This is a genomic window from Nocardia sp. JW2, assembly GCF_051843015.1.
GTDB lineage: Bacteria > Actinomycetota > Actinomycetes > Mycobacteriales > Mycobacteriaceae > Nocardia > Nocardia coubleae.
Window position 1 is genome coordinate 27728 of record NZ_JBPXLK010000004.1, and the last position, 24781, is coordinate 52508.

At 69.0% G+C, this 24781-nt stretch carries 26 protein-coding genes; 9 read left to right on the forward strand and 17 right to left on the reverse strand.

Annotation, left to right across the window (positions count from 1 at the left end):
* The first annotated feature begins 40 nt into the window (after positions 1–40).
* Positions 41–886, forward strand: a complete 846-nt coding sequence (locus tag ACSVDM_RS07675) for an ABC transporter permease (RefSeq protein ID WP_439264012.1) — start codon at positions 41–43, stop codon at positions 884–886.
* Positions 887–948: 62 nt separating this feature from the next.
* Here the strand turns inward: ACSVDM_RS07675 and ACSVDM_RS07680 are convergent, their stop codons facing one another.
* Positions 949–1284, reverse strand: coding sequence for an RNA polymerase-binding protein RbpA (locus tag ACSVDM_RS07680; RefSeq protein ID WP_067492212.1), 336 nt, complete (start codon positions 1282–1284; stop codon positions 949–951).
* Between the two features lie 245 nt (positions 1285–1529).
* On the opposite strand from ACSVDM_RS07680, the gene ACSVDM_RS07685 reads away from it, so the two are divergent.
* On the forward strand, positions 1530–1856 hold the full coding sequence (locus ACSVDM_RS07685) for a hypothetical protein (protein ID WP_067492213.1): 327 nt from the start codon (positions 1530–1532) through the stop codon (positions 1854–1856).
* A gap of 6 nt (positions 1857–1862) precedes the next feature.
* Here ACSVDM_RS07685 and ACSVDM_RS07690 read toward each other — a convergent pair whose 3' ends face one another.
* Both ACSVDM_RS07690 and mqo read right to left on the reverse strand, forming a co-directional pair.
* The gene (locus ACSVDM_RS07690; protein WP_439263774.1) at positions 1863–2882 is read right to left on the reverse strand and encodes a hypothetical protein; all 1020 of its coding nucleotides are present in this window, start codon (positions 2880–2882) and stop codon (positions 1863–1865) included.
* A 210-nt stretch (positions 2883–3092) separates the two neighbouring features.
* The gene (gene mqo, locus ACSVDM_RS07695; protein ID WP_439263775.1) at positions 3093–4631 is read right to left on the reverse strand and encodes a malate dehydrogenase (quinone); all 1539 of its coding nucleotides are present in this window, start codon (positions 4629–4631) and stop codon (positions 3093–3095) included.
* A gap of 89 nt (positions 4632–4720) precedes the next feature.
* Between mqo and ACSVDM_RS07700 the strand changes: the two genes are divergently transcribed.
* Complete coding sequence (locus tag ACSVDM_RS07700; protein ID WP_439263776.1) at positions 4721–5617, forward strand: LysR family transcriptional regulator; 897 nt, start codon at positions 4721–4723, stop codon at positions 5615–5617.
* Between the two features lie 3 nt (positions 5618–5620).
* Here ACSVDM_RS07700 and ACSVDM_RS07705 read toward each other — a convergent pair whose 3' ends face one another.
* Positions 5621–6376 carry a M23 family metallopeptidase gene (locus ACSVDM_RS07705; protein WP_084456271.1) on the reverse strand — a complete coding sequence of 252 codons (756 nt, stop codon included), beginning with the start codon at positions 6374–6376 and terminating at the stop codon, positions 5621–5623.
* Between the two features lie 184 nt (positions 6377–6560).
* On the opposite strand from ACSVDM_RS07705, the gene ACSVDM_RS07710 reads away from it, so the two are divergent.
* Entirely contained in the window at positions 6561–6914 is a 354-nt protein-coding gene (locus ACSVDM_RS07710; protein ID WP_067492218.1) for an ArsR/SmtB family transcription factor, read from the forward strand.
* On the opposite strand, the gene ACSVDM_RS07715 is transcribed toward ACSVDM_RS07710, so the two are convergent.
* A complete protein-coding gene (locus tag ACSVDM_RS07715; RefSeq protein WP_208115296.1) occupies positions 6896–7870 on the reverse strand; it encodes a glycosyltransferase family 9 protein in 975 nt (324 codons plus the stop codon). The genes ACSVDM_RS07710 and ACSVDM_RS07715 overlap by 19 nt on opposite strands.
* Positions 7871–8042: 172 nt before the next feature.
* Here ACSVDM_RS07715 and ACSVDM_RS07720 point away from each other — a divergent pair, with 172 nt between their 5' ends.
* Positions 8043–8627, forward strand: coding sequence for an HdeD family acid-resistance protein (locus ACSVDM_RS07720; RefSeq protein ID WP_439263777.1), 585 nt, complete (start codon positions 8043–8045; stop codon positions 8625–8627).
* Between the two features lie 69 nt (positions 8628–8696).
* The gene (locus ACSVDM_RS07725) at positions 8697–9047 is read left to right on the forward strand and encodes a hypothetical protein (protein ID WP_439263778.1); all 351 of its coding nucleotides are present in this window, start codon (positions 8697–8699) and stop codon (positions 9045–9047) included.
* Between the two features lie 4 nt (positions 9048–9051).
* Here ACSVDM_RS07725 and ACSVDM_RS07730 read toward each other — a convergent pair whose 3' ends face one another.
* The 3 genes from ACSVDM_RS07730 to ACSVDM_RS07740 form a co-directional block, all read right to left on the reverse strand.
* Positions 9052–9864 carry a HugZ family protein gene (locus ACSVDM_RS07730; protein WP_067635490.1) on the reverse strand — a complete coding sequence of 271 codons (813 nt, stop codon included), beginning with the start codon at positions 9862–9864 and terminating at the stop codon, positions 9052–9054.
* Complete coding sequence (locus ACSVDM_RS07735) at positions 9861–11117, reverse strand: lipase family alpha/beta hydrolase (protein ID WP_439263779.1); 1257 nt, start codon at positions 11115–11117, stop codon at positions 9861–9863. The genes ACSVDM_RS07730 and ACSVDM_RS07735 overlap by 4 nt, the downstream gene beginning before the upstream one ends.
* 209 nt (positions 11118–11326) lie before the next feature.
* On the reverse strand, positions 11327–12043 hold the full coding sequence (locus ACSVDM_RS07740) for a metal-dependent hydrolase (RefSeq protein ID WP_067492224.1): 717 nt from the start codon (positions 12041–12043) through the stop codon (positions 11327–11329).
* A gap of 148 nt (positions 12044–12191) precedes the next feature.
* Between ACSVDM_RS07740 and ACSVDM_RS07745 the strand changes: the two genes are divergently transcribed.
* Together ACSVDM_RS07745 and ACSVDM_RS07750 are read left to right on the forward strand one after the other, a co-directional pair.
* Positions 12192–12692, forward strand: coding sequence for a hypothetical protein (locus ACSVDM_RS07745; RefSeq protein WP_439263780.1), 501 nt, complete (start codon positions 12192–12194; stop codon positions 12690–12692).
* Between the two features lie 112 nt (positions 12693–12804).
* Positions 12805–13845, forward strand: a complete 1041-nt coding sequence (locus tag ACSVDM_RS07750; protein WP_067492226.1) for a fused (3R)-hydroxyacyl-ACP dehydratase subunits HadA/HadB — start codon at positions 12805–12807, stop codon at positions 13843–13845.
* Between the two features lie 19 nt (positions 13846–13864).
* Here the strand turns inward: ACSVDM_RS07750 and ACSVDM_RS07755 are convergent, their stop codons facing one another.
* A complete protein-coding gene (locus ACSVDM_RS07755) occupies positions 13865–16051 on the reverse strand; it encodes a molybdopterin oxidoreductase family protein (RefSeq protein ID WP_439263781.1) in 2187 nt (728 codons plus the stop codon).
* A gap of 211 nt (positions 16052–16262) precedes the next feature.
* Between ACSVDM_RS07755 and ACSVDM_RS07760 the strand changes: the two genes are divergently transcribed.
* Positions 16263–17117, forward strand: a complete 855-nt coding sequence (locus ACSVDM_RS07760; RefSeq protein ID WP_439263782.1) for an SDR family NAD(P)-dependent oxidoreductase — start codon at positions 16263–16265, stop codon at positions 17115–17117.
* Between the two features lie 45 nt (positions 17118–17162).
* On the opposite strand, the gene ACSVDM_RS07765 is transcribed toward ACSVDM_RS07760, so the two are convergent.
* The 8 genes from ACSVDM_RS07765 to ACSVDM_RS07800 form a co-directional block, all read right to left on the reverse strand.
* Positions 17163–17762 (reverse strand): GTP-binding protein, encoded by a 600-nt coding sequence (locus ACSVDM_RS07765; protein ID WP_067492229.1) that lies wholly within the window; start codon positions 17760–17762, stop codon positions 17163–17165.
* Positions 17743–18117, reverse strand: a complete 375-nt coding sequence (locus ACSVDM_RS07770) for a DUF742 domain-containing protein (RefSeq protein ID WP_067492230.1) — start codon at positions 18115–18117, stop codon at positions 17743–17745. Before ACSVDM_RS07770 ends, ACSVDM_RS07765 begins: the two co-directional genes overlap by 20 nt.
* Positions 18118–18128: 11 nt before the next feature.
* Positions 18129–18536 (reverse strand): roadblock/LC7 domain-containing protein, encoded by a 408-nt coding sequence (locus tag ACSVDM_RS07775; protein ID WP_067492231.1) that lies wholly within the window; start codon positions 18534–18536, stop codon positions 18129–18131.
* Position 18537: 1 nt separating this feature from the next.
* Positions 18538–20883, reverse strand: a complete 2346-nt coding sequence (locus ACSVDM_RS07780) for a nitrate- and nitrite sensing domain-containing protein (protein ID WP_439263783.1) — start codon at positions 20881–20883, stop codon at positions 18538–18540.
* Positions 20884–21067: 184 nt separating this feature from the next.
* Positions 21068–21475, reverse strand: a complete 408-nt coding sequence (locus ACSVDM_RS07785; protein WP_067635477.1) for a DUF779 domain-containing protein — start codon at positions 21473–21475, stop codon at positions 21068–21070.
* Positions 21475–22962 carry an aldehyde dehydrogenase family protein gene (locus tag ACSVDM_RS07790; protein ID WP_357144958.1) on the reverse strand — a complete coding sequence of 496 codons (1488 nt, stop codon included), beginning with the start codon at positions 22960–22962 and terminating at the stop codon, positions 21475–21477. The genes ACSVDM_RS07785 and ACSVDM_RS07790 overlap by 1 nt, the downstream gene beginning before the upstream one ends.
* Before the next feature lie 88 nt (positions 22963–23050).
* Positions 23051–24304 (reverse strand): transcriptional regulator, encoded by a 1254-nt coding sequence (locus ACSVDM_RS07795; protein WP_067635473.1) that lies wholly within the window; start codon positions 24302–24304, stop codon positions 23051–23053.
* A gap of 119 nt (positions 24305–24423) precedes the next feature.
* Complete coding sequence (locus ACSVDM_RS07800; protein WP_067492235.1) at positions 24424–24741, reverse strand: hypothetical protein; 318 nt, start codon at positions 24739–24741, stop codon at positions 24424–24426.
* Between the last annotated feature and the right edge of the window lie 40 nt (positions 24742–24781).

The window sequence follows — 24781 nt, forward strand, 5'->3', positions numbered from 1 at the left end:
CGTGGCCCCCGACGTCGAGGCGGACAACGACACCCGCGAAATGCCCATCACCCCTGGCGCCTCGCGGCCCGCTGCCGCCGACCAGACCCAGCCGCGTGCCCGATTCCTGCGCGACAGCGCGATCGTGGCCTACCGCAATCTGCTCACCATCCTGCGGGTGCCGACGCTGCTGGTGACCGCGACCATCCAGCCGCTGATGTTCGTGTTCCTCTTCGCCTACATCTTCGGCGCGTCCCTCGGTGGCGACCAGTACCGCGAGTTCCTGCTCGCGGGCATCTTCACCCAGACCGTGGCGTTCAATGCCGCGTTCACCACGGTCGGGCTGGCCGGTGACCTGCAGAAGGGGATCATCGACCGGATGCGAACGCTGCCGATGTCGCGGCTCGCGGTGCTGATGGGCCGCACACTGTCCGACCTGGTGGTCAATGTCGCGAGCCTCGGGGTGATGGTGATCTGCGGGTACATCGTCGGCTGGCGGATCAACGGCAGCATCGCCGACGCCGCGCTCGCCTTCGCCATCATCCTGCTGTTCGCCTTCGCCATGTCCTGGGTCGGCGCGTTGACCGGGCTCATCTCGCCGACCGTCGAGGTGGCGCAGAGCGCGGGCCTGATCTGGATGTTCCCGCTGTCGTTCATCTCCTCGGCGTTCATCTCCGCCGAAACCCTGCCCGGTCCGCTGCGCACCATCGCCGAATGGAATCCGATCACCGCCGTCTCGGCCGCCGGGCGCAAACTGTTCGACAACTCCGCGCCGCCGTCGTTCGCGCCTGCCACCGGCTGGGCAGCCGACAACTGCATCCTCTACGCGGTGATCTGCTCGCTGGTCATCCTGGCGGTCGCCATGCCCGCGGCGTTGCTGCAGTACCGAAAAGTGGCCAGTCACTGACGAGATGAAACGGCGAAGGCCGCCTTCCCGAGGGGAGGCGGCCTTCGCCGTTGTCGCCTGTGCTAGCCGCGGCGGCGGGACTTGAGCAGGTCGAGGCGCTCCTTGAGCAGCTCCTCGAGCTCCTCCTTGCTGCGGCGCTCCAGCAGCATGTCCCAGTGGGTGCGCGGCGGCTTCACCTTCTTGGTTTCGACCGAGGTGCCCTCCATGAGCTGCCCCTCCTGGCCGTTACGGCACAACCAGGTGGGCGGGATCTCCGCGTCGTCGGCGAACGGGACGTCGAATTCCTCACCGTTGTCGGTGCGGTAGCGGGCGATCCGGCGCGGGGCCAGGTCATGGTCGCGATCGGTCTCGTAGCTCACCGCTCCGAGCCGACTGCCCCGGAGTACGCGATCTGCCATGTGTGCTCCTGTGTCTTTGGCGGCTGGCGCCGCGTGGTTGTCGGCCTGTTCCCCGCACCCTCTGGTCAGTCCAGATCGAGGCGGCCGACAACCGGTACGTGGTACTACCGTTCAACGCGCGGGAAGACTGAACTGTTCCATTGTAGTCGCTACGGCCCGGGTGGCCGTCGGACCCACTGGGTGAGTGCCCGCTCAGCGAGACCTGAACCGCCGGATCGGTCGTCGGGCCGCTAGGGTTTCGCAGCATGTCGCGCAGTCGCCTGCTGTCCTGCTCGTGGTGCGGGCGGGAGATCGTCGATTCCGAATCGGGTCGGCGTCGCCGCTATTGCCGTCAGTCGTGTCGGCAACGTGCCTACGAACACCGCACGAGTCTCAAGGGGACGGGGATTCCCGAGGACGCGGTGGTGCTCACCGCCCAGGAGGCCGCCGATCTGGCCGACCGGTGGTTCGCGGCGCGGTGCGCGGCCGAGGACGTGGCGACGGCCGTGGCCGAGGGTGCGGATCAGGCCGAGCTGGCGCAGTTGAGTGCGACGCTCGTGCAGCTGACCAAGGAAGCCGAACGCCTGCGCTGACAGTGGCTAGGCCGGGGTCGGTGTCTCGCGGGAGCGCAGGTAGATCGCCGTGACACCGGCGGCGACGAACCCGATCAGTCCGAGCGTCGCGCCGACAGTTGCCAGATCGGGACCGGTCAGCGGCTGACCGCGCAGTGCCTGCCAGAACACGAGAGTGAGCAGTCCGGCGTAACCCATGGCGGCGACGCCGATCAGTGCGGCACGAGTGCGCTCGGTGCGTAGCCACCGATAGCGGGCGGCGAGCGCGGTCAGCGCGACGGCCAGGACCAGCAGCACCTGGATGCCGTGCAGTCCGACGAAATGCGGGATCCGCAGATCGCCACCGGTGGTACTCCAGTGGGTGATCGGCATCGCGCCGAGCCCGTCCCGGGCGGCGTCGGCGGGGGAGCCCGGCACGACCGTGTGCCCCGCCATCAACCCGATCACGGTGCCGTCGGCCTGACGCACCAGCTGCGCGCCGGTGAAGCCCATCAGATACCCGAGCATCATGCCTGCCACTGCCAGCCACAATCCGGCCTTCAAGGCGATCGCGGTCGGACGATCGGTGAGCTTCTGCCACGAGATGATCACCACCAGAACGAGATTCGCCAAAAATAAGCCCGGTACACCGGAGGCGAAGATCTGCTGGCCGATCTGATTGACCGGGTCGGCGGCGGTATTGAAATGGCTGAAGGTCCCGCGCGCGGCCTGCACGGCGATGAACCCGACGTCGAGGACCCCGGTGACCGCGAAGACGGTGCCGAGCCACCAGGTGGCCCGCCGCCCCCGATGCGGCAACCGCAGTATCCAGGCCAGCGTCAGGCCGTAGACGGCGAACGCGAAACCGAACTTCGCCGGTTTGAGCCACACCGATTCACCGAGCAGCAACCGGTCGTCGACGACCATGCCGATCATCGACACCACCACCAGCGCGGACATCAGGGCCGAATTGACCAACAGCGGGCCGTGCCAGGGTGCCTGCGCGCTCCTCGGCCCGGTCTGGAACCGGAAGCGGGAAAGGGTCTGGGTGAGGTCGATCGTCGCCATGTCCCGACGGTAGAAATGCCGTGCGCCCCAGCACCTCCCGCTGCGGAACGGTCCGGGTACCCCTACCGCCGTACTATGCCGACCTCACCCCTGGCTCACCCGTAGGACCACCCCTAGAACGTGGGACCACCCCTAGAACTCGGTGCGTGTCTCACCCCTGAGCGAGCCTTCGGCGCGGTGACCATTCCAGGGCGCGCGGTTACCGGAGTGTCAGCTGTCGCTGGAGGCATCGTCCAGCGAAATCTGTTGGGCGACAAGGGAGAGCACAGTGGCCAACGGAATCCCCGCCGAGTTCGTTTCCGGGGCGTCCGGCAGGAGCTCGGCGAGCAACGGCGCCCACTCGTTGCGTCGCGCGGGAAAGCAGCGATCGAGCAGATCGCGCATGATGTCGGGGGCGATGGAGGCGCCGGGGGAGGCACCGAGCAGTCCGGCGATGGTGCCGTCGGCCCCGGTGACGAGTTCGGTACCGAACTGGAGTTCCCCGCCGAAGCGCCCGTCGGGTTTCACCAGCTGCGCGCGCTGACCGGCCTGGATCAGCTCCCAGTCGGTGGCGTCGGCGGTGGGATAGAACCGCTGCAGCTCGGCGAACTTGTCCCGACGCGAAGCCAGGAGCTGACCGAGCAGATAGCGCCCGAGGTGCAGATTCCGCAAGCACGCGGACAACAGTGGCACCACGTTGTGCGGGCGCAGGGTGGTGAACAGGTCGGTGAGCGACCCGTGGCGCAGCAACCGGGTGCTGAAAGTGGCGTACGGGCCGAACATCAACGCGGCCGACCCGTCGACCTCCCGCCGATCCAGATGCGGCACCGACATCGGCGGTGCACCGAGCGAGGCCTGGCTGTACACCTTCGCCGCATGCTCGGCCACCACTTCGGGCTCGCGGGTCCGCAGGAACTGTGCGCCCATCGGCAGCACCGCGTACCCGCGCACCTCGGGCAGCCGGGCCCGCTGCAGCAGCCGCAGCGCGTAACCGCCCGCGCCGACGAACACGAACCGGGTGCGAACCAGGAACGTCCGCCCGGAATCCAGATCGCGCCCACGCACGGTCCACAGCCCGTCGGCGCCGCGCCGCAGGCCGGTGATCTCGCGATGCAGCCGCACCGGATTACCCGCCTCGGTCATCGTCGCCAGCAACGCCCTGGTGAGGGCGCCGAAGTCGATATCGGTGCCGCCGGTGTGCCGGGTCGCCGCCATCGGTTGGTCGTCGGCCCGTCCACGCACCAGCAGCGGCGCCCACGCGCCGATCACCGCGCGATCCTCGGTGTACTCCATCTCGGCGAAGGCCGGCAGCTCGCGCAGGGTGGCCCAGCGGCGCCGCAGGTAAGCGATATCGCGGTCGCCGAAGACCACCGTCACGTGCGGTGTCGGGGTGAGGAAGGCTCCGAGGGGACTGCGCTCGGCCGACGGATGGGCAGCGTCCGGGTCGGGGAACGCGCCGCGTGCGGCCAGCGCCGACCAGAACCGCCGGGACAGGGCGAACTGCTCGGCGATCCGCGCGGCCTTGCTCGCGTCGTCCGGGTCGGGCATGTAGTTGAGCTCGCACAGCCCCGAGTGCCCGGTGCCCGCGTTGTTCCACGCACCGGAACTCTCGCCCGCCGGTTCCCCGAGTCGCTCGAACAGCGCGATCGACCAGTCCGGAGCGAGGGTGCTCAGCAGCGCGCCGAGGGTGGCCGACATGATGCCGCCACCGATCAGCACCGCGTCGAGAATGTCGTCCCCGCAACCGGATTCGTGTGTCCTGGCATCCATGTCGAACCTCCCGATAGCCGTGTACCGCCATCGTCGGGCCGCCACTACCGATCCGTCCAATACGGAATCGCCGGGCATATGATCCGGATATGGATGAATATGGCGCGCAGGCCGTCGCGCCCCTGCTCGCGGCCTTCGACGCGGCCGCCGAGGAGGGCAACTTCACCCGGGCGGCGCAGCGTCTCGGGGTGCCCCAGTCGTCACTGAGCCGCCGGATCAAGTCACTCGAACAGCACCTCGGGGTGTCCCTGTTCCAGCCGTCGGGGCGCGGCGTGACGCTCACGCCTCAGGGTCGCGACCTGCACGAACGAACGCGCGGCGTGCTGCGCGCACTCGACGACGCCGTGCGCCGCGTGCGGGCCGACGCCGACCCGGAGACCGGTCTCGTTCGGTTCGGATTCCCGCTCACCCTCGGACCGATCAGCGTCCCGGCGTTGCTCGCCCAGTTCCATACCCGTGCGCCCGGCATCCGCCTGCACCTGGTGCAGGCCCACGGTGAGGCGCTGGCGGAGCAGGTTCGTGACGGCAGGCTCGATCTGGCGGTGATGATCCCGCCGCCCGACGACCTGCCGACGGTCGTCCTCGGGCGCCAGCGCATCGATCTGCACGTGGCCCGAACCCACCCGCTGGCGGGGCGCACGCGGGTGGCGCTGACCGAGCTCGCCGATGCGGCGTTCATCGCCAACCCGCCGAGCTACCAGTTGCGAGCCCTACTCGATTCCTGGTGCGCCGCAGCGGGTTTCACTCCACGCGTGTTGTTCGAGATCACCGAGTTCGAGACGCTGCGCGCGCTCGTCGCGCTGGGGCTCGGCGTGGCGCTGCTCCCACCCGCCGAGACACCACACCCCGACCTGGCCGTGGTGCGCATCGATGGCGAACGCGACCGCGAGATCGGCCTGGTCTCGGGAGACCATGGGTCGACGCTCGCGGTCGCGCGGCTTCGGGATTTCCTGATCGCCGGTCGGGCGGCGATCAGTGGGTGGTGAGGATCAGTCCTGCGGGACGCCGACGTCGATACCGCGCGCGGCGAGCCACGGGTGCGGGTCGATCGGGGCGCCGTAGAGCGAGCCGTCCGGCACGTGCACCTCGTAGTGCAGGTGGGGGCCGGTGGACTGGCCACGGTTACCGACGGTGGCGATGACGTCGCCGGCGTTCACGTGCTGGCCCGGCTGGACCAGGATCTCGTTGACGTGACCGAACACGCCGATGGTGCCGTCGTCCTGCTGGACGCGGACCCACAGCCCGAACCCGGAAGCCGGGCCGGTCTCGATGACGGTACCGTCGGTGACGGCGAAGACCGGCGCACCGATCGGGTCACCGAAGTCGATGCCGTTGTGCGCGGCACCCCAGCGGGGGCCGTAGTAGGAGGTCAGGCGGCCGTTGACCGGTCGAACGGTCTGCGGGCGCGGCGGCGGGGGCGGCGCGATGAAGGGCAGCGGAGCGGGCAGCGGCGGCAGCGCGGCCTGGATGGCCTCGCGGTGCTCTTCCCAGGCCACCGGTGCGGCGGCGGGGGTCTCGGCCTGCACCTCGGGCGCGGTGGCGGAGGTGAAGCGGGCCTGCGAAACGCCGAGGGCGTCTGCCGAAGACGCCGCGACGGCGGTGGTGGTAGGGGTCTCGGGGCCGCTGAAGGCGGCGGCGGACGTTCCCACGAGTGCGGACAGGGCCACCGCACCCGCGACAACGCCTCCCAGACGACCTGCGAAGGCGTCGGAGATTCGGGCGGATAACGGGTTGGTCACGAACATGTCTCGAAGGTAGCTAATTCGTAACCGGCGCGGCGAATCCTGTGGCTGCCATCACGAGCGGCTATAACCCCAGTTGATCTATAACAATCGCATCTCGAAAGCAGAAATTCCTGGGAGCGACCGGGTGAAATACCGTGACCGCAAGATCATTGCCGACCAGGCGTTATCCGCGCACACTTGTTCAGTGGACGCTAACGGAGTTCGGGCAATCACCGCGTTATCCGACGCGACCAGGCGCGCGATCTTCGAGTCGCTGCCGCAGGGTCCACGCTCGGTCGCCGAGCTCGCCGAGGCCACCGGTATCACCAGCTCGGCCGCCTCCCAGCACCTGCGCATCCTGCGCGAAGCGCACCTGGTGAGCATGCGCCGCGACGGCAACCGCCACCTGTACTCACTGGATCCGCGCGGTCTCAACGACGCACGGGACTACCTCGAACAGTTCTGGCCGAGCGCACTGGCCGCCCACGCCGCCGCGCTGCGCGCCGCCGGTCAGCCGACCACTGCGGTACCGCCCGCCGGTCAGCCCACCCGGCGATAACGCGAGCGACTCGACTCGGCCCAATCCTGCTTGTCGAGCTGCGCGTCGACCGCGGCGATCACCTCGGGTACGCCGATGCGCAACAGGCCGGGGTCGGGGGTACGGGCATCGGGATCGCCGACCTGCCCCGCCCACAGCACCGCGTGCCTGCCGAGCAGATGCGCGGGCGGACCGCCACGACGCGGCGGGGTGGGCCCGAACAGCAGCACGGTCCGGGTGCCGAAAGCGGTGGCCAGATGCGCGACGCCGGTATCGCCGCAGATCACGAGGGCGGCGCCGGCCACGGTGGCCGCGAGATCGGTGAGGTTCTGCCTGCCCGCGAGTACCCGGTCGTCGGGCAGGCCGGCCTGCGCGGCGACCTGCACGGCGATGTCGCGTTCGAACGGATCGCCGGTGAGCACCACGTCGCGGCCGAGGACCATCAGGTGCCGCACCACGGCGGCGAACCGCTCCGGCGGCCAGCGGCGCGCGGGCGCACCGGCGCCGACATGCACCACGACGCAGTCGCGACGGCTGATGGAGGCAACAGGGGGGACCAGTCCGAGATTGCGCCGATCGGCGGTGATGCCCTCGCTCTCGAGCAACTGACACCACCGATCCGCCACATGGGCCTCGGGATCCCAGCGCGGCCCGGTGAGCCGGGGCAGGCCCGGCGTCCGGTGCCCGATGATCCGCTTGGCGCCGGTATCGGCCAGCGCTCGCGCGCTCGCACCGTCGGGGCCGTGCAGATTCACCGCCAGCTCGGGCGCGGGACCGTCCCAGATCAGGGCCGCCGGATCGGCGGTGGCGACGAGTTCGTCGACCGAGGAGATCAGGTCGACGATCTGTTCGAGGCGATGGGGCGCGGCCAGCACGATCCGGCTGCCTGGTTCGGCCCGGCGCAGGGCACGCAGAGCCGGGACCGCGGCGAGCAGATCACCGAGTCCACGAGCTTGCAGCACGAGTACAACCGACACTCCCATCACCTACCCGGGACCGGAACGCGCCAAACGTTCGCAGTGGCAATGAGGTGTCGCTCGTCACCGCGCGCCGCGTCCCGCCCGTTCGGCGGCGGGTTGTGTGCCGCGACACGATCACAGCTTCAGCAACTTTCCAGGGAATGAGAGCTGGCGGGCATAACATCTCGTCATGACGACAAATACCGTGTTGGAGAGCCCATTTACCGCGCTTGCCAAGAAAACCTGGCAAACAATTCTGGTCACCGGTCTTCTCGCGGTGGTCCTCGGCATCATCGTGCTCGTATGGCCCGGTCCGTCATTGCTTGTCGCGGGCGTTCTTTTCGGTATCTATATGGTCGCCAGCGGCATCTTCCAGTTGGTCGCCGCATTCACTCATCTGCCGAGTACGAGCCTGCGGGTGCTCTCGTTCATCAGCGGTGTGCTTTCGCTGATCATCGGTGTGTTCTGCTTTCGCGACGACCTCACCTCGATCGTGTTGCTCGGGTTGTGGATCGGCATCGGCTGGTTGTTCCGCGGTATCACCGTGCTTTTCGCGGCGATCTCGGAACCGAGCATCCCGGGCCGCGGCTGGCAGATCTTCTACGGTGTGCTGAGCGCGATCGCCGGTGTGATCCTGATCGTCTGGCCGATCGGCTCCATCGCCACGCTGGTTCTCGTCGTCGGTATCTTCCTGATCGTCATCGGCATCATGGAGGTCGTCACGGCGTTCGGGATGCGCAAGGACGCGCACCTGCTCGACCAGGCCACCCGCTAGCCGCATTCGTCCACAATGGCCGGCGCCATCGGGTGCCGGCCATTGTCGTGTGAACTACCCTCGGCAGTCATGGAATTCGTTTACGACCTGGTGGTCGTCACCCATCTGCTCGGCATGGCCGCGGTGGTCGGTGGGTATGTCGCGTCGCGCCCGGTGGTCTCGGAACTGATGGTGTGGGGCGCCCGCGCCCAGCTCGTCACCGGCGTGATCCTCGCGGGCCTCGCCTCCGGCGTCGAATCGCTGGACAAGGAACCCGACACGACGAAACTGGCCGTGAAGCTCGTCGTCTCGATCGCGGTGGCCGGGTTCGCCGAAGTCGGCCGGGCCGATGCCAAGCGCGGCAAGCAGGTCGGCTGGATGACCGATGCCGCGGGCGGACTCGCCATCGTCAACGTGCTGGTCGCCGTGCTCTGGAACTGACCGGTTACGAGACCTGACCGGCCATCGCCCGCGCCCGGCGCGTCAACTCCACTGTCGCGGCTCGCAACTGACCGATCTCGGTGAGCGGTTCGGCATAGCCGACGCGGGTGCGGGCCACTCCGCGCGGTGTCTCGACCCGCAGTTCGAGACCGTAGCGGTCGGCCCGTTCGCAGCTCGCGGCTGTGGCATCGGGGAAGCCGCCGAGCTGGGTGGCCATGGCGAGCAACGCGTCGGCGTGGTCGGCGTTGAGGTGGGCGATGCCGGGCGCCGCCTGCGGCATGATCGGGTCCGGTCGCGCGGCCAGGTACTGCGCGGCGGTCGCGGACTCCATCCGGCCGTAGCCGCCGACCCAGCGCACTCGTTCGACCCGCAGCACCCACAGCGTGAAATCGCTGTAGTCGATGTAGTACTTGGCCGCGGGCACCGCGGCCAAGTGCGCGGCGCGGGCCGCCTCGGCCTCGGCGCCGGTCGGCCGCTCCACCACTCCGGCCAGGGTGATGCGCGTGCCCGCCAGCGGATCGGCGGGCATGTCCGGCGTCACGATCGCGATGCTGGCGCGCGGATCGGCGGCCAGATTGCGTCCGTGCTCGGCCAGGTGCGACACGCTCAGCACGGGAGCGCCGTCGAGCAGCCCGTAGGTGATGAACGACGCCCACGGCGCGCCGTCGGCGGTCAGGCTGGCCAGCGTGCCCGTATTGGACGCGGCCGCAATCGTTCTGGCCTCCTCGGCGGCGGACGGCCGCGCGTCGTTGGCCAGGGGAGCGGTGGGCAGCGGAATGGCCGGTGCGTCGCCGGGATCGCCGTGGTCGAGAGTCATGACCCCAGCGTATCGAGCTGGACCGGATGGTGGGGCGTCCCCGACAACCATCCGTGCAGTGCGGTGTAGACGGCGTCGTGATTGAGCAGGCTGAAATGGTTGGCGCCCGGTACGTGCAACCCGTTGCCGCTGTCGAAACCGATGCGCCTGCTGCGCCCGACCCCGGAACCGCTGCCGCGCAACACCATCCCGTCGCCGACCACCATCCCGAGCGGATGCTTCGGACTGTGGGTGACGGTCGCGGTGACGAAGTAGTGGTCGGCACCGGCCAGCAGCGGTACCTCGCGCACCGCCTCGGCCCGCAGCGCGTCGACGTCCCGGTCGCGCCAGTCCTCGTCGACGAGGGAGCCCTGGCGCAGATCGCGGATGCCCGCACTTCGCCTGCGCAGCAGGGTGCTCAGCGGGCGGGTCTCGGGCAGCCGGTCGAGCACCGCGGCCGCGTAGTGCACGAACTGTTCGAGCGGGGCGCCCAGATGCGGCGAGCCGAGGCACACCACCTGTCGCACCGAACGCGCCCAGACGGCGTCGCTCTGCTCGGCCCGGTGGCAGGCGCTGCGCGCGACGAGCCCGCCCATGGAGTGCCCGATCAGGCAGATCTCGTGGACCGGGAGCGGCCACTGCTCGACGAGCCGGGTGAGCAGGGCGTCGAGTTGCGCGGCGTTCTCGGAGATGTGCAGGCCGGTGTTGTAGCGCACGAAGACGGGGGTGTAACCGAGGTCGTCTTCGAGGCGTTCGCCGTAGGTCGGCCTGCCGCCGAGGCGCCAGGCGTGTTCGGTCTCGACCAGCCCGTGCAGCAGGACGACGAGCTTCGTGGTCGGCACGGGAACGTGCGCGGCCAGCTGTTCGGCCGGGACCGGGGCACCGTCGACACGAATGGTCATGGGGGAGGCCAGGATCGGTGCGTCGTCCTCGAGCGCGTCACCGATCAGCCCCTGGACGGCCGCGAGGAAGCCCGCGCCCCAGACGGTGCGTGAGGGCGCGGGCAGGCCGGGTACCTGCACCGCGCTCGCCATCTCGCCGACGACGTAGCCGGTGCCGCCGACGACCGCGTACACGCTCTCGGTGATGGCGTCGTGCACGACCTTCACCGGGTCCGCGGCCGACCCGACACCCGCGCGCACGGCGGTGAACACCCGATCGCTGATGGCGCGGTGGATGGCCGCGATCCCGTCGACCGCACCGACGAACTCGTCGCCCGCCAGGCGGGCGAGCGCCTGGACTTCGGCCTGGGACTGGGGGAGTTGCTCGGTCACGCTTTTGAGAGTACAACTGTGCACTGAAACGCGGCGGATTCGGGGATGCTTCGGGAGATCTGACCGGACTCACCGGTCGGGTTCCGTGCTCCAGCACAAGGCATTAGATCAGCGCGATATGCGCATCTAACTATGTAATCCTCGCTGGAACACCGAGGAAAAGAACGGGCAAGGACGGCGGGGTGAGGGGTTCCGCCGTCCTTGCGCGGTCAGCCCTGCTGGGTGATCGCGTACCAGAGCGCGCCCATCGTGCCGAGCACGAACAGCGGTGAGATGACCCAGGTCTCCACCCGGTTGCCGGTGCGGTCGATCAGCGGCACCCGGGTGCGCAGCGGGAACGGCCACAGCAGCCGGCAGCCGCGCTCGGTGAGACAGTCGCCGAGCAGGTGCGCGAGGCAGCCGAGGCCGACGCAGATCGGCAACCAGGCGGGCCGGTCGACGATCCAGTGATCGACCGCGAAGGTGCCCGCGCTGGCCAGCACGATCACCGTGCCGTACGTGCGCACACTCTTGCCCGGCGGACACAGGTGCAACGACCGCACCGCCAGCGCGAGCAGGAAGAACACCAGGCTCAGCGTGAACGGCCTGCCGAGCCAGTGCTCACCGGCCCAGGTGGCGCCCACCGCGCCCGCGACGAACAACAGCGAATGCGTGCCGTGTCGATGTCCGCCCGACACCCAGGAGATGAAGCGGCACAGGTGATGTGACACCGGCCCGAGCACGTGCGAAATGGTCCCGCTCGGGTGATCCGCGTCCGGCAGCAGGGCCGCGCCCGCGGTGAGGAAAGTACCCATGATCAGCTCGGCGACGCCGAATCGTGTTGTCTCGCTGTCGAACAGGGGGAAGGCGGCGACGGTGAGCGGCAGCGCCGCGGCGGTCCCCGCCCAGGCAAGCGCCCCACTGGTCGCGTGTGAATGTCCTAGCACCCCGCAACGTTAGAGGACGTAAGGACCTGCTCGCATATGCCCAGGAGTGAACCGGCAACCCCGACAGGCGATCTGACAATTCCGGCATTTCGCGCAATACTGTGCGCCGACACCGGTATCGAATTCCGGTCCTGAGTACGGGGGAAGAATGCTTCACCGCCGCCTGTTCGCCGTGATCGCCATTGCTACCGCGCTCGCCACGAGCGCCTGCCTGGACGACACGAAATCCGCACCGACCGGTAAGGGGTCCACCTCGACCTCGAGCACCGTCGCCGACCCGCTGCAGAACCGCCGGGCCGACAACGGCGCCGTCGTCCAGCAGAACGGCCTCGACGGGTCGGGCGAGCTGAAGATCGTCAACGGCAATTCCTCCGATTGCGCGATCGTCGTCACCAGCAGCGACCCGAAGTCGCCGCAGGCCACGATCTACGTGCAGGGCAACTCCAACGCCACGCTGAGCGGCATCGCCGGCTCCTACTACGTCTACATGAAGTACGGAACCGACTGGGACCAGGCCGCACTCGGCTTCACCCGGGATCAGGAATTCTCGAAGTTCGACGACGTGTTCGACGCCGACACCGAGTGGGAGATCACCCTGCAGCCCTCGATCGGCGGCAACGCCTCCACGAGCGACGTCCCCTCGTTCTGATCGAGCCCATCGCACAGCGCGCGTGATTGTGAACTGTGCCATGGTGCGCCCGGTGGACGGGCTCGTCGGCTACCCTGCCGGGAGTCCGTCCCCCGAACGAAGGTGATCCATAGTGACTTCCGTGGCCGAAGCCCCCGATATCGCGTCGAAGGTAGGGCACTACTACCGGGTGGACGACGTCTACGAGGTCGGCCGTGAGAAGGTGCGCGAATACGCCCGCGCGGTGCAGGATTTCCATCCCGCGCACTGGGAGGACGAGGCGGCCGCCGCGCTCGGGTACCAGGGTCTGGTCGCCCCGTTGACGTTCGTCTCCATTCCCGCGATGGCGGCCAACCGGCACCTGTTCGAATCGGTGGTCGTCGGCTACGACATGTTCGTGCAGACCGAGCAGGTCTTCGAGCAGCACAAGCCGATCGTCGCCGGTGACCGCCTGACCGTGGACGTGGAGCTGTCCTCGGTGCGCCGCATCGCGGGCAAGGACCTCATCACCGTCACCAACACCTTCGCCGACGAATCCGGCGAGACCGTGCACATCATGCACACCACGGTCGTCGGCATCACCGGTGACGACGGGGTGGACCCCGAGATCACTCGTGCGGTGGAGAACGTGATGGTGCACGGGGTGAAGGTCTTCAGCCAGGACAAGGACGCCGCCGCGTCCGACGTCGAGACCCCGCGCCGCCCCGAGGGCGACATCCACCTGTCCGCCGCCGGGGCCGCCCGGGTGCCGAGCACCACGCTCGCCTTCGAGGACCTCAGTGTCGGCGACGAACTGCCGCTGCGTGACGCGCGCCTGTCGCGTGGCGATCTGGTGAACTACGCCGGTGTGTCCGGCGACAGCAACCCGATCCACTGGGACGAGCGCATCGCCCAGCTGGCGGGGCTGCCCGACATCATCGCCCACGGCATGGTGACCATGGGCCTCGGTGCGGGCTTCCTGTCGGCCTGGTCGGGCGATCCGGGCGCGGTGACCCGCTACGGTGTCCGCCTGTCGAACTACACGATCGTCGGGCGCGAGGGCGGGCAGGTCGAGTACACCGGCCGGGTGAAGTCCCTCGACCCGGTCGCCCGTACCGCGGTGATCGCGGTCGTCGCCAAGTCGGCCGGTCGCAAGATCTTCGGCCTGGCCACCGCCGACCTGCGTTTCCGCTGACCGTCTCGCCGCGGTGACTTCACCGCGGCGCCACGGCCACCTCGGATCCGGTTGCGCTGCCTGCCTTCTCGACCCGGCCGACCCGCACCCAGGTGTTGTTCACCGCCGACGTGCCCGAGAGCGGGTCGGTGCGGGCCGGGTCGTGCAGCAGGTTGACATTGGCGCCCGGCAGCGCGGCGGCCACCTGCCAGCCGACGCCGGGTTCGCGGTGGCCGTATCCGTGCGGCACGGCCACCACACCGGCCCGGATGTCGGTGCTGATCTCCACCGGAACCTCGATGGCGCCGACCGGGGACTCGACGGTGGCGTGGTCGCCGTCGGCGAGGCCGCGGGCGGCGGCGTCGTCGGGGTGCATCAGGACCGTGCAGCGGTCGCGGCCCTTGACCATCGACTCGATGTTGTGCAGCCAGGAGTTGTTGCTGCGCAGGTGCCGTCGGCCGATCAGTTGCAGGTCGTATTCGGTTGTGGGGGAGTCGGTTTCGTCGAGGACCGTGCGGACCGCCGTGAGGAAATCGTCGGGTGCCAGGTGGACCGCCCGGTCGGGGGTACCGATCAGTTCGGGTAGGCGCGGGCGCAACGGACCGAGGTCGATGCCGCCCGGTGTGTCACGAATCTTGCCGAGCGTCAATCCTTTCCGGCCGCGCCGCAAGACCCCGTAGGGGCCTGCCGCCACCGCGGCCGCGGTCAGGCGCAGGGGGCTGAGCTGTTCGAAGACCGCGTCGAGGACCCGGCCGGTGAGTCGGCGGGCGGGCAGTGGGGTCACCTCGGTGACGAGGCGGGCCAGGATCTGCCAGTCGTCCTTGCCGTCGGCGGGTGGGTCGAACACCTTCGCGTCGTAGCGGGCGTTGTTGCGCACGCTGAAGATGGGGAACAGCAGGTTCAGCTCCTCGCGTTCCAGCGCGGAGACGGGCGGCAGGATGAAGTCGGCGTGCCGGGTGGTCTCGGTGATGTACATGTCCACGGCGACGAAGAAGTCGAGGGCGGCGAGGGCTTCGTCGAGCTTGCCCCCCTGTGGTGTCGAGAGCACCGGGTTGCCCGCGTAGGTGATCATCGCCCGGATCCGGTCCTCGCCTGGTTCGAGGATGTCGTGCGCGAGGGCGGCGACGGGCAATTCGCTGCGGAAGGACCGGTAGGCGCCGGTGCGGTCGGTCCACGCGCCGTAGCCCACCCGTAGGTGCTTGGCATACCGCGCGCCGTCGACGACGGGCGTGGCGAACATCTGGCCGCCGGGCCGGTCGAGATTGCCGGTGACGGCGTTGATCGTGTTCACCAGCCAGTGGGTGAGGGTGCCGGTGACCTGCTGGCAGACACCGATCCGCGCGTACAGCACCGCCGACGGCGCGGCCGCGTGGTCGCGGGCGAGTGTGCGGATGGTATCGGCCTCGACCCCGGCCGGACCGGCCATCCGCTCCGGCGTGGTGTCGGCGACCAAGGCGCTGAGTTCGTCCAGGCCCACGCACTGCCCGCGCACCCGGCGTTCGTCGCACAACCCCTCGGTGAGCAGCACGTGCAGCATGCCGAGCAGCAGATAGACGTCACCGCCCGGCCGCACGGCGACGTGTTCGTCGGCCAGGCGCGCGGTTTCGGTGCGGCGCGGGTCGATCACCACCACCGTCCCACCCCGTTTGCGGACGTCCTTGATGCGCTGTTTGGCGCCGGGCATGGTGGTGATCGAGCCGTTCGACACCGCCGGATTGGCTCCGAGGACCACCAGCCGGTGCGTGCAATCGATATCGGCCACCGGCATCAGCACATTCGATCCGAACATCCGCCAGGCGGTGAATTCCTGCGGGAACTGGTCGATCGAGGACGCGGTGAAGAAGTTGCGGGTGAACAGGGCCGCCCGCAACAACCCGCCGTAGAGCACCGACGAACTGTGCGCTGCCGGATTACCCATGTACATGGCGATCGCGCTCGGGCCGTGCGTGGCGCGCACGGCTCGCAGTCTGGTGCCGATCTCGCGGAACGCCTCGTCCCAGGTCACCGGGACGAATCCGGTGGCGGTGCGTCGCATAGGGGTGCGCAGGCGGTCGGGATCGTGATGCAGGCCGCCCATGGCGGTGGCCTTCGGGCAGATGTAGCCCTGGGAGAGAACGTCGTCGGGATTGCCTTCGATCCGGGTGACGCGGTCCTCCCGCACTGTCACCAGAATTCCGCAGTGTGCCTCGCACAGCGTGCATTGGCGCGCGATCGTCTTGCTGTCCACAGCTTTTCCCGCCTTCCGCAGAATCGCCTGGTTCCACGCTAACCGGTTCGGGCGGTCCGCAGATCCGACTACGGGCGGATATCTCGGAGAGCGCGTGGCGCTCAGCAAGTCGTAAATAGACGAGACGTTGCGTCTTGACAGAACGGCCGACTGTTGGCATGGTGTAACTCGTGAGTCGAGACGGACCGTCTCGACTGGATAGGAGAGTGACATGACCACCGCCGTATCTCCCCGCACCTGGTTCATCACCGGCGCCAGCCGTGGTCTCGGCCGCGCCTTCGCCGAGGCCGCGCTCGCCGCGGGGGACCGGGTGGTCGCCGCCGCCCGCACCCGCACCGCACTCGACGAACTCGCCGCCGCCCACCCGGGCCGGGTACTGCCCCTGACCCTCGACGTCACCGACCGGGCCGCCGTGATCGGTGCCGTCGAAGAAGCCGTCGCGCACTTCGGCCGCCTCGACATCGTGGTGAACAACGCGGGCACCCTGTCGATGGGCATGATCGAGGAATTCACCGAGGACGAGGCCCGCGCCCAGTTCGAGGTGAACTTCTTCGGCGCCCTGTGGGTGAGCCAGGCCGTCCTCCCGCACCTGCGGGAGCAGCGCTCGGGCCACATCGTCCAGGTCTCGAGCATCGGGGGTCTGGCCGGATTCCCGCTGTCGGGAATGTACGCCGCGAGCAAGTTCGCGCTCGAGGGCATGAGTGAGGCGCTCGCGCTCGAGGCGGCCGATTTCGGTGTGCGGGTGAGCATTCTGCAGCCCGGTGGCTACTGGACCGAGCTCTACACCGCGATGCACAACACCGAACCGATCGAGGCCTACGCCCCGCTGCGCGCCCAGCTGGAGGCCCAGTGGGCGGAGGGTTCCATCGACAGCGAACCGGCGCTGGCCGCCGAGGCACTGCTGGAACTGGTCGGCTCCGACGACCCGCCGCGGCGCCTGCTGCTCGGAAACATGGTGTACGACTTGGCCTTCGACCTCACCCGCGCCAAGCTCGACACCTGGGCGGCGTGGGAGGCGACCAGCCGGGCCGCCGAACGAGCGGTCGCCGCACCGGGCGGTCACTGAAAGCGGCGACGCCCACCAGGGTGCTGGTGGGCGTCGCCGTGGGAGCTAGGTGGTGACCGGCGTGCGGGTGGCGCGGTCGATGAGGTACTCCACCAGGTGGGTGAGCACCGCCTTGGCCGACGGACGGTCGCGGGCATCGCACAGGATCACCGGGGTGTTCGGGTCCAGGTCCAGCGCGTCGCGGACCTCGTCCACGGTGTAGCGGGGAGCACCGTCGAAGCAGTTCACCGCGATCAGGAACGGCAGCCCACGACGTTCGAAGAAGTCCACGGCGGCGAAGGAATTGCTCAGCCTGCGGGTATCGGCGAGCACGATCGCACCGAGGGCGCCGCGGCACAGCTCGTCCCACAGGAACCAGAAGCGGTCCTGGCCGGGCGTGCCGAACAGGTACAGCACCAGGTCGCGGTCGATGGTGATGCGGCCGAAGTCGAGCGCGACCGTGGTCGTCGACTTCTGCTCCACCCCCGACAGATCGTCGACACCGGTGCTCACCTCGGTGATCAGCTCCTCGGTGCGCAGCGGGGCGATCTCGCTGATCGAGGAGACCATCGTGGTCTTGCCGACGCCGAAGCCGCCGGCGATGAGGATCTTGACCGAGGCGGCGAGGTGCCTGCTCATGGTCGGGTCAAAGTTTTCGGATGCCATCCAGAACCGCTCGCAATACGTTGAGGTCGCCGGCGCCTGCCTCGGCCGCTACCGGAGCCCGGAAGATGAGGTGGCCGTCGCCGATGAGATCACCGACGAGGATCTTGGTCACCGCAAGAGGAAGTTTCAGCACGGCCGACACCTCGGCCACCGACTGCGGACGTTTGCACAGCTGTGCGATCGTGCCGTACTCGGGTTCGGGCCTGCGCAGGGTCGGCGCGGGATGCACCGCGACAACCACTGTCAGCATGTCCAGGTCGTGCGCCGCACCCATGGTGCGGCCGCGGGTCACCGCGTACGGCCGGACCAGGGGTCCGGCCGCGTCGTCGAACCACGGATCGCCGAGTCGAGTCATGGTGCCGCGTCCTATATTTCGGCCAGCCCGTGACGCGGTTCCGCCGACAGGAAGCTGCCGACCCGCTGCACGGTGAGGTTCATCTCGTAGGCGACCATCCCGAGATTGGCCGACTCGGTGGCCTGCAACGCCAGGCAGGCGTTGTCACCGGCGGAGGTCACGAACAGGACGGCCCGATCGAGTTCGATCACGGCCTGGCGTACGCCGCCGCCGTCGAACCGGTTGCCCGCGCTGCGCGCCAACCCGTAGAGCGTGGACGACATCGCCGCGAAATGCTCGGCGTCCTCCCGTTTCATCTGGGTGGAGCGCCCGAGCAGCAGCCCGTCGGTGGACAACACGACCGCGTAGCGGACCCCTGCCAGCCGGTCGACGAGATCGTCGAGCAGCCAGTTGAGATCACCTGGTTGGGGAGAGTTCACCTCAGCCTTCCTGTTCGTCCTGGTGAGAGTTCGACAGGGGCTTGCGGCCCTGTCGAGTGCCGATCTCGATCGCGGACATCAGGTCGCGGGCCTGCTCGGCGGAGCGGGGACGCGGCGCGGGTGCGGTCGTTTCGGCGGTGGTCGGTTCCTCGGCGAGTTCGGGGCGCAGATTCGTCTGCCGCTGCCGTCGGGGCAGCAGGGGCCTGCCGTCGGGGCCGGTCTCCGGCTGCGGCGGGGCTTCGACCTCGACGACTCGGGTGTCGACGATCGGCTCGGCGGGGCGCGGTGCCGGCGGTTCGGCGACCAGGGTGGCCACCGGTGCCTGCTCGAGCGCGGCGGCGGGCGCCTGCTCGTGCGGGCGGGGCAGCCCACGGCGCAGCGGACCGGTGGTCGCGGGCGAGCTCGGCATCGCCGCGGTCCCGGCGAGCAGGTTCTGCGGGATGAGCACGATGGCGCGGATGCCGCCGTAGTCGGACTCGCTGAGCCGCACCGAAACACCGTGCGCGGTGGACAGTCTCGCGACAACGAACAGGCCCAGACGCGAATCCGAGGACAGCGTGCCCACGCCGAAGTCCGGCGGATCGGCGAGCATGTCGTTGTAGCGGGCCAGATCCTCGGGGCTCATGCCCATGCCCTGGTCGGTGATCTCGACGACCACACCCTTGCCGACGATGTTGCCGCCCGCCTCGACCCGCGACTGCGGCGGGGAGAAGGCGGTGGCGTTGTCGACGAGTTCGGCGAGCAGGTGCACGAGGTCGGCGACCACGGTGCCGACGACATCGACCTCGGGCAGCTTGGTGACCCGCACCCGCGCGTAGTCGAGGGTTTCACCGATGGCACTGCGCACGATGTCCATCAGCGGAATCGGGTTGCGCCACTGGCGACCCGGGCGGCCACCGCCGAGGATGATGAGGTTCTCGGCGTTGCGGCGTTCGCGGGTGGCCAGGTGGTCGAGCCGGAACAGGGTCTCCAGCAGCGCCGGATCCTCTTGGCTGCGTTCGGCTTCGTCGAGGATCTCGAGCTGACGATGCACCACGATCTGGCTGCGGTGGGCGATATTGAGGAACACCGCGCGCACACCCTCACGGGTGCGTGCCTCGTCGACGGCCGCGCGCAGCGCCGCCGCGGCGGCGTGCTCGAAGGCGTCGGCGACCTGACCGATCTCGTCGCGACCGAAGTCGAGCTTCGGGGCGATGTCGGCGGGATCGACCTCACCGCCCTCGCGCAGGGCGCGCATGGTGGCCGGCAGCTGTTGGTCGGCCAGGGCGAGGGTTTCGGTGCGCAGCCTGCGCAGGCGGCGGATGATCCGGTTGGCCAGGATCACCGCGACCAGGAACGCCAGCAGGCTGACCACCACGACGCCGCCACCGGCCATCGCCGCGTTCACCTCGGCGCGCTGCGCGGTCTTCTCGGCCAGCTTCTGGATATGGCTGTTGTGAGCACCGTAGGCCTCGATCATGGCCCGATTGACTTCGCCTGCGGCGGTGTGCCATTCGGGGATCGACATGGGCAGTGCGGTGACGGCCTGCGTGCGACTCGACGAGCCGGACGGCTGCTGCGGCGCGGCGAAACGGCTCACGATCGCCGACTCCATCGCGGCGAGCTGGGCGAAGTGCGGCGAGGACATCATCGCGGCGATCGGGGCGCGCTCGTCCTCGTCGAGCTCGGTGACGATGCCGGCCAATTCGGTGTGGTAGTAACCGATCTGGTTGATGAGCTCCTCGATCGGGATGCCCGTCGGGCCGTCGGCGGTGACCAGCGACAGGGAGATCGCGTTGCTGCGCGACATCGCCTCGGCGGCGTGCAGCAGACGCACGCCCTCGGCCACACCGGAGGCCACCTCCGCGTCGGGGGCGGCGCGCTCGGCCACCTTGGTGCCCTGGGTGAGCACGTCGAGCAGGCGGCTGAAGAAGGTGTAGGCGTCGTTGGCGGGCAGCATCCGCGCGTCGGCGCCCTGGCGCACACCGGTCAGATGCGTCTTGAGAGTGTTGAATCCGCCCTTGTCGTCACCGATTTCGGAATCGTCGACCGCGCGGATATCGGTGGAGATATCGATCAGGCCCTGCACGGCCGCGTCGAGGCGGGTCCTGGCCGGGCCGAGGGCGTCGGCGGCGGTGTCGTCACCGGCCAGATAGGCCAGGGTGAGCTGACGTTCCGACTGCACCGCTTCGATCAGCGCGCGGGTATAGGGGACGGCCGCCTGCATCTCCGTCGCCCAGGTCTTGGCCTTGTTGCTCTCCTCGACCAGGTAGCCCGCCGTGCCGACGCCGACCACCACCAGGGTCAGACTGGGGATGAGAGCGATCGCCAGAATCCGGGTGCGAACACCGAGTCTCGCTAAGAACATCGCCATAACGTAACGGAATTGTTGCAGTGTTGCCGCACGGGTCTCGCTGAGCGAGACGCGGTTTGGCATTCGGGGCGACCTCGAGCTCGCCCCGCCGGCTGAGCCGCGATGGCCCAGTCGGCGGGGGCTCGCCGTGCCCTGGCGTACCCGGAGGGGTGGGCCAGGTCAGGTCTTCTCCCCGCGCCTACAGCGTGCGGTCGGCGCCGGTGCGCGGTGGCGGTGCGGCCGCGAGCGCCGCGTTCTCCGCCGCGGTCAACTGCCGCGCGCGCAGCACGAATCGCAGGCCGTGCGAGGCTTCCAGGGACTGCTCGGAGGCGGGTCCACGGGTCACATCGATGGTGAGGTGGGTGTCTTTCCAGCACTCGAATTGTTCCGGGCTGATCCAGAATTCGGTGTGCCAGCTCAGCCGGCCGAGCAGGATGTCGCTCTTCTCGATCGGGAACTGCCGGGTGGGTAAGCACATCGGCGCGGAGTCGTCCCCGCAGCAGTCGCCCGCCTGCCGGAACAGCACCGGGCCGTTGTCCTCGATGACGCGGCGCAGCAGGTCCTGGGCGCGTTCGGTGATATCCACGCGGTGGATCGTGTTCTGCATCAGAACATCCCTGGTGTCGTCGTCGAATGGCGCACCAGCAGGTTCTTGGACCGCTGGTAGCGCCCCAGCATCATGGCGGTGTTCTCGCCCGCGGCGTGCGCGGGGTAGGGGTGGTAGCAGTTGGCCCACACCCGGCGGGTGCCGACCGCGCCCGCGAACCGGTGCGCGGTGCCCAGATCGCGGGTCCACACGCCCGCACCGAGGCGGTGGGAGGTGTCGTCGGTGACCCGCACCGCTTCGTCGAGCGTGTCGAAGCGGGTCACCCCCAGCACCGGGCCGAAGATCTCCTCCTGGAAGATCCGCATCGAGTTGTCGCCTTCGAAGACGGTGGGTTCGATGTAGTACCCACCCGGCAGGCCGTCGACCTTGCGTGCTTCCCCTCCAGTCAGCACGCGGGCGCCTTCGGCTCTGCCGATGTCGAAGTAGGACAGGATCCTTTCGTACTGGTCGTTGCCTGCCTGCGCGCCGATCATCGTCTCGGTGTCGAGGGGATGACCGGACACGACGGCCTCGGTGCGGGCGATGCAGCGGGCGAGGAACTCGTCGTAGATCGACGAGTGGATCAGCGCACGTGACGGGCACGTGCCGACCTCACCCTGGTTCAGGACGAACATCACGAATCCCTCGACGGCGCTGTCGAGGAATGTGTCGTCGGCGGCGAGGACATCGGCGGTGAACACGTTGGCGCACTTGCCACCCAGCCGCAGCGACACCGGGACGATGTTCTCGGCGGCGTGCCGCAGGATCAGCCGCGCCGTCGCGGTATCACCGGTGAAGGTGAGCTTGTCCAGGTGCGGGCTGCGCGCCAGCGGAACGCCAGCCTCCGCCCCGAATCCGTTGACCACGTTGAGCACACCGTCGGGCAGCAGGTCGGCGATCAGCTCCACGACGAGCAGCAGCGAGGCCGGTGTCTGCTCGGCCGGTTTGAGCACCACGCAGTTGCCCGCCGCGAGGGCGGGCGCGAGTTCCCATGCGGCGGTGAGGATCGGGTAGTTCCAGGGCAGGATGTGCCCGACGACGCCGAGCGGACCGGACAGGTGGTAGGCCACGGTCTCGCTGTCGACCGTGGAGATCGTCCCCTCCTGTCCGCGCAGCACGCCGGCGAAATACCGGAAGTGGTCGACGGCCAGGGGCAGATCGGTGTGCAGGGTCTCGCGGACGGGTTTGCCGTTGTCCCAGGTCTCGGCGACCGCGAGTGGTTCGATGCTGTTCTCGATGCGGTCGGCGATGGCAAGCAGGATGCCCGCGCGGTCGGCCGGGGAGGTGGCGGCCCAGCCGGGAGCGGCGCGGCGGGCGGCGGTGAGCGCCAGGTCGATGTCGGCGGCGCCGGAACGGGCAACGGCGCAGAACGCCTCGCCGTCGACCGGGGAGGTGTTGTCGAAATAGCGGCCTTCGACGGGGGCGACCCATTCGCCTCCGATGAAGTTGTCGTATCGGGCGGCATAGCTGACTATGCCGGTATCCGATCCGGGCTTGCCGTAGATCATGCGTCTCGCTCCTCGCGACCTCGTGCGTGGTGGGACACACTATGGTCGGCGAAGGTTGGTACGAGGTTGGTTGTACCGTTCGCGCAGGTCAGCCCTGGCGCGCGGTGTACAGGCGAGCGGTGACGACGGCCCGGCGGACGTCGTCGCGCGGCAGCAGTCGCAGGGCGTGTTCGTGCACGGCGACATCGCCGGGGCAGCGCTGCCCGAAGGCCACCGCGTGCTCGGGACGATCGCTGCCGAGCACCGCGTCGCGCAGGCCGACATCGAGATGGTCGCGCCACTGGTGCACGCCGGGCAGATCCGAGCCGGGTAGCAGCGGTCCGCGATACAGCCACAGCGCCGAGGTGAGGTCGCCGCCCTCGATGGCCGCGAGCAGTTCCACCGCGTCGCACGACACCGCACCGGTGAGCATGTACCGGCGGTTGGTGATCTCGCCCCTGGTCGCCCGGCGCAGATGGGAGACATCGGCTTTGAGCGTGTTCAGCGATACCGCGCGGTCGCCGTAGACGGCGGCGTGCAGCTGTTCCGGGGTGTACCCGTCGGGTTCGAGGGCGAGCAGGGCGAGGATCTCGAGCTGGCGCGGCGGCAGCGGGACGGGTCGGCCGTCGCGCAGCAGCCTTGCCGCGCCGAGACATTCGAGACGGACACCGGGAACGGGAGTCGGTGCCTCGGCGCGCAGCATGGTCTCCACGGCCGTCACGAGGGCGCGTACCGAGGTCATCACCATCGGGTGCGAGCGTTCCCACGTGGAGGACAGATCGAGGACACCGACGGTGCGGCCGTCGGGTCCGTGGATGGGCGCCGAATAGCAGACCCACCCGTGCAGGGCGGCCACCAGGTGTTCGGCGGAGAACACGGTGCAGGCGCGGTCGTCGTGCAGGGCGAGCGACAGGCCGTTGGTGCCCATATGGCTTTCGTCCCACACCCCGCCGGGCGCGAAGTTCACCTGCTCACCCTGGCGGCGCAGGGTGCGGTCGCCAGCGGTCCACAGGATGGTGCCCGATTCGTCACTGACGACGGCGAGGTAGCCGGAATCCTCGGCGATACCACGCAATTGGCCCGCGAGTTCGGTGACCGGCCTGCGTAGCGGTGACTCCCGCCAGCGGCCGCTGATGTCGTCGAGCCCGGGGGCGACGGTCTGGGCGGGGTCGACGGTGTGCAGGGAACGCTGCCAGGATTTGGCCACCTCCCGGCGCACGGGCCCGGTGTCGCGGGGTAGTTGCAGTGGACGCGACGGGGCGGCGAGGCGGTTCCATTGCTTCTCGATCGCGCCGCGATAATCCGCGAGCCCGTCGGGCCTGGGCGATCCGGGAATCGGATCGTCGGATGCGCCCACGTTCACTCCTGCTCGTCGGTGGCTGTTCCTGTCTATCAGGTGTGCCACCGGCGTGGGCCGGGATTACGGGCGGACTACCGGGTCACCGGGGTGTGCCCTGTCGCGTCGGCTTGACGCGCGGTCGGTTATTTGTTCAGGAACAGGCCCGCGATATCGGCGTTCTTGATGGGGGTGTCGATATTGCGCTGGCCCGCGCACAGCAGATCGACCTGCACGATCATCGCGTCGACCACGGTGCCTGCCGGTTCGTTGTCGTTGCCCGTCTGCTCTTTGATCGCCTTGGTGATGGTGATCCGCTTGGTGTCCGGCTCCTGGTTGATGTAATCGCGGCAGGGGGTGTCGCCGCCCTGGTTGAGCAGGCGCTCGACATCGGAGCAGCCGGTCACCAGTGCCGCCAGCACCGCGAGTCCGACCGCGACGGCGCCGCTGCGGGTGGCGTGCATGATTCCTCCTGAAAGGTCGCGCCCGGGACGACTCGCCGGG